The organism is Paenibacillus sp. P4_A7, from assembly GCF_056402455.1.
Genome location: NZ_JBFUHJ010000484.1, coordinates 1 through 4,037, shown reverse-complemented (window position 1 = coordinate 4,037; position 4,037 = coordinate 1). Strand labels below are relative to the sequence as shown.

The 4,037-nt window shown below is 39.6% G+C and carries 5 protein-coding genes and 2 pseudogenes; 2 read left to right on the top strand and 5 right to left on the bottom strand.

Annotation, left to right across the window (positions count from 1 at the left end; translation table 11 throughout):
- Window positions 1–38 precede the first annotated feature (38 nt).
- Window positions 39–178: pseudogene (locus AC1DWN_RS29325) on the bottom strand (aminoglycoside nucleotidyltransferase ANT(9)); the annotation flags it as partial.
- Window positions 179–320: 142 nt separating this feature from the next.
- On the opposite strand from AC1DWN_RS29325, the gene AC1DWN_RS29320 reads away from it, so the two are divergent.
- Together AC1DWN_RS29320 and AC1DWN_RS29315 are read left to right on the top strand one after the other, a co-directional pair.
- Window positions 321–788 (top strand): DinB family protein, encoded by a 468-nt coding sequence (locus tag AC1DWN_RS29320; RefSeq protein WP_477562413.1) that lies wholly within the window; start codon window positions 321–323, stop codon window positions 786–788.
- A 229-nt stretch (window positions 789–1,017) separates the two neighbouring features.
- Window positions 1,018–2,211, top strand: coding sequence for a winged helix-turn-helix domain-containing protein (locus AC1DWN_RS29315; protein ID WP_477562412.1), 1,194 nt, complete (start codon window positions 1,018–1,020; stop codon window positions 2,209–2,211).
- Between the two features lie 257 nt (window positions 2,212–2,468).
- Here AC1DWN_RS29315 and AC1DWN_RS29310 read toward each other — a convergent pair.
- From AC1DWN_RS29310 to AC1DWN_RS29295, 4 genes and pseudogenes are all read right to left on the bottom strand, one after another.
- Window positions 2,469–2,684 (bottom strand): annotated as a pseudogene (locus AC1DWN_RS29310) (nucleotidyltransferase domain-containing protein); the annotation flags it as partial.
- Window positions 2,685–2,793: 109 nt separating this feature from the next.
- Entirely contained in the window at window positions 2,794–3,234 is a 441-nt protein-coding gene (locus tag AC1DWN_RS29305; protein WP_477562411.1) for an oxidoreductase, read from the bottom strand.
- 140 nt (window positions 3,235–3,374) lie between these two features.
- Window positions 3,375–3,602, bottom strand: a complete 228-nt coding sequence (locus tag AC1DWN_RS29300) for a hypothetical protein (protein WP_477562410.1) — start codon at window positions 3,600–3,602, stop codon at window positions 3,375–3,377.
- Between the two features lie 219 nt (window positions 3,603–3,821).
- Window positions 3,822–4,037 (bottom strand): hypothetical protein (locus AC1DWN_RS29295; protein WP_477562409.1); only part of this gene is annotated, 216 nt, incomplete at its 5' end.

Here is a 4,037-nt window from a genome sequence, read left to right as displayed (position 1 = left end):
GGTAAAAAATGATTCGCGATCACTAGGACATCTACCTAACTATTAATGTGTAAGCCACCATTTACTGCAGAACCAAATAGATATACCCCGACTATCGAACTTCCAAGCAACTCCTCTACGATTTTTAATGCTTACATCGCTTGTTTTTTGGTATTTTTTCGTTACTCAAATCGCTCATCTCACTAACCTATTTGTTTGTATTCTCAAGTTTAGCGGTTACAGATGTTTTTTGCACACACTTTTAACGAGAACATACGTTTGTATTTTTCCTTTCTATTTTGTATAATAAAATAGAAGTGAATGATAGAGGAGGAGTTTGGATGTATCGACAAGTGGATGATTTTTTAAAGGAATGGGCAGTGGCTGTGGAAGGGACATTGCAAGTATTACAAGCCGTAACAGATGACAAATTAGGACAAAGTATTTTGGAAGGGCATAGTACACTTGGTTGGTTAAGCTGGCATTTAGTAGAAACAACAGGTTATTTTAGTCGTTTAGCAGGTTTAACTGTACCAATGATTGGTCAAGATGAACCAGTTCCAGCGACAGCAAGAGAAATTATAGCAGCTTACGAAAAAGCAGCAGAGGCGGTCAAGGAAGAGGTAGCTAAGTTATCAGATGTGGACTTGCTAACAGAAACAGGCATTGCGAGTGTTGCAACAAAAGGTGCATTATTACGTTTCTTAATTGACCACCAAACACATCACCGCGGCCAAATGATGGTGCTATTACGTCAAGCAGGCTTACCAGTACCACCTGTGATGGGCCCAACAAAAGAAATGCAATAACGAAAAGATGCCCTCCTGGGTAGTATTACTTAAAGTTAGAGTTTTTATTATGCGGCTGATTGATTGTTTTGAGTTCGGTATTGCACTGGACTCGAGCCGGCCAATAAAAAGTCCACGAAACACCCCAGCGAGGACGTGAACAAATTTCCCTTCACGCCTTCGCTTTCCTTTTCCCCTCCATCCCCCTCTGTAATATAATAAGAAAACTAAACTAGAGGTAGGTGCGCACATGATCCAATTAACAAACCGCCAGGCACGGCAATTTCTGTTGTTGAAACACGGACTTTTGGACGAATATAAATTTAGCGGGAAGCAGGGCGTATTGGACTTTGCTCGGCAGGTTGGCTGTATTCAATACGACCCCATCGATGTTTGCGGAAAAAACGCCGAATTGGTGTTACAGTCGCGAATCAAAGGATTTACTAAGGGAATGCTCGCCGATTTGCTGTATGAGGATAGAAGCCTTGTCGATTATCCCGACAAGAACCTGGCCATTATCCCTGTCGAGGACTGGCCGTATTTTGAGCGATACAGGCAGGCCGCCCGACAACATGCCGAACGCTATCCCGAAATGGAAGCGTTGACAGCGCAAGTACGGGCTCATATCCAAAATCACGGTGCACTAAGTTCGGATGATTTAAAGTTGGATGGAGATTTCTCTTGGCGATCGGCAATCCACTGGAGCAGTGGAAACAATTCATCTCGATCAGTGCTGGAACAGATGTATTCGACGGGTGAGTTGATTATCCATCATAAAAAAGGAACACGTAAATATTACGATATAGCCAAGAAGTACATACAGCCAAATCTGCTGAGTGCATCAGAGCCRCTGGAAGATGAGCTTGAGCATCATAAGTGGCGGGTACTACGGCGAATCGGCTCGGTTGGTCTCTTATGGAATCGTGCGTCAGATGCATGGTTGAATATATGGGGGCTGAAAGCTGCACAGCGCAAAGAGGTTTTCCGCCAGCTATTACACGAAGCTCGCATTGTTGCTGTTGCCGTGGAGCAAATGAAGGATATGCTGTACTGCCTCGCGGAGGATTTACCGCTTATTGAAGCCGTTCTGCAAAATCAGGAGCCGAAATTGCGTTGCGAGCTTATTGCCCCGCTAGATAATTTCATATGGGACAGAAAACTTATCAACGAATTGTTTGACTTTGATTACACCTGGGAGATTTACACGCCTGCAATCAAACGAAAATTCGGCTATTATGTGCTGCCTCTATTATATGGAGAGAGCTTCATTGGACGAGCCGAGATTATCGCGGAGAGAAAAACTGGAACACTCGTTGTTAAAAACATCTGGTACGAGAACGGTGTGAAGCAAACAACACAATTGCGAACAGCTTTGAACAGTTGTTTCCAAAAGTTTGCGATATTCAACGGGTGTGAGACAATTTCGGCAGAGTCTATGAACTGATATTTCCTGTATTCTGCTCTTGCCTGAATGAGAGATTTCTGCACGCCCAGTCCCAGTCATCTATATTCGGTAAAGTAGTTGCTGCTACAAGAGTAGCAACTTCATTTACTATGTATTAAACTACAATTCAGTTAGCTCGAAAATTTTCCAGCCTCCTACACCATACATAACGACATTACTTTACTTAACACCATCTTTAATAAAATCAAGCAATCCAAAGCCTTTTACATGAACAGAAGCGAATGCTACAAATAAAATCTTTCGTAATCAATATCTTTGGGATTTACACATACAATAGTAAAGTCTGCATCTGACTTAAAAGGTTTAGCAGTTCCTTTTGGAATCGAGCCACACATATAAATGCTATGAATCTTACCTTTAAATTCGGTAAGTATATTATCTATATACTTATCAACAAAATCCTTATATTCACTTTGTATTACAATTCTATTTATAACTTTTTCTAATATCATATAGACTCCTCCTAAACTAAGAACTTCTTTCGGCTAACGTCTTTTTTGCGAACTTCGTAAATTCGTCATGACTTAAGTTATTCGCGAAATCATTCAACTATCCTGCCCGTTAGCGTAATCGCCCGATTTCATAAGCTTTCTCTATTGCTGATTTGTAGTTATCCCATTTAAAGTGGAAAGGTTCAATATCGAGTGGTTGGTTATTATGTTCTAAGTAAAAGTTACTCCACTCAACAATATCTGACTCTTTATCAATAGCTACAGAAATATATCCGCATTCTAAATCACCGCACTGCGGACAAATCAATATTGGATACCTATGATACTTAAATTCAAAGGGATATTTAAATAAATAGTAATCAGTTATAAGCTGTTGATTCTCATCATTACCCCAACCAAAGGCAGGTACGAAGTCGTACTCTTTCAGCCTTTGAAATAAGGATACCGAATCAATGATTAAGTCAGCAAATACTGTGTTGTTTTCTTCTTTTGAAACATCTTCTCCATATCTGCTGGCTAATCTTATCTCCAGAAAGTTTATATTAGTCATGGCTTAAATCCCCCAGTATGTAACGTTACCATCTATATTAGCGTATATTGAAAGTATCCTGCCCGTTAGCTTAATAAAGAAAGGGAGAAGCTGCCACAGCAAACTGCCCCTTATTTGTTCAACTAACGTTTCCCGTTAGCTTAATCATCTGTCGTGAGTATTGAATATTTCTCAAAACTTAGTACATCATCTACAACCTTTCCATTAAAATCTTGCATGTAGTGGTACTTGGCAATCAAGCTTTCTTTATAGCTGACGTTTAATGTCGTTTGAATAAATTCAATCGGTGTATCAAACCGATAATTAATAACCAAAGCAATTCGTTCTTTTGTTAGCTCTATCGAGGAGATATCTTCATTTCCGAACACTTCATAATAATCTTCGGGGTCATCTTCCTTCCAATTATTTATCCAATTCCAAAAATCTTCCTTGGCTTTCTCGAACGGTTTCTTTTCATTTACGAATTTTCTTAATTCAGCCGTGTCCAGTTCTATCGCTCCTTTGGAACAAGATTCAGTTTACATTTATTTCTTTATATACGCACAGGTATTTGCGCTATCCTGCCCGTTAGCGTAACAACAGATAACTCAACCAATATGAAATATCCTACCTATAATTCCAATAACCATCATAAGTAGAGGACCTACAATTATAAACCCTACTATTACTGCAATAAATTTAAGAGGAGTTGATATTCCTCTTCGTTCACCAATTGTATCTGATTTTTGATTTATTTTCTTAATTTCACCATCAAGTATTTCCCGATTCAACTCTTCCGACATTCCCCATCCCCCCCTTAAAAC

Excerpts from the sequence above, each read along its gene's own strand:
- AC1DWN_RS29320 (WP_477562413.1), top strand. The coding sequence starts at position 321 with ATGTATCGACAAGTGGATGATTTTTTAAAGGAATGGGCAGTGGCTGTG.
- AC1DWN_RS29305 (WP_477562411.1), bottom strand. The coding sequence starts at position 3,234 with ATGACTAATATAAACTTTCTGGAGATAAGATTAGCCAGCAGATATGGA.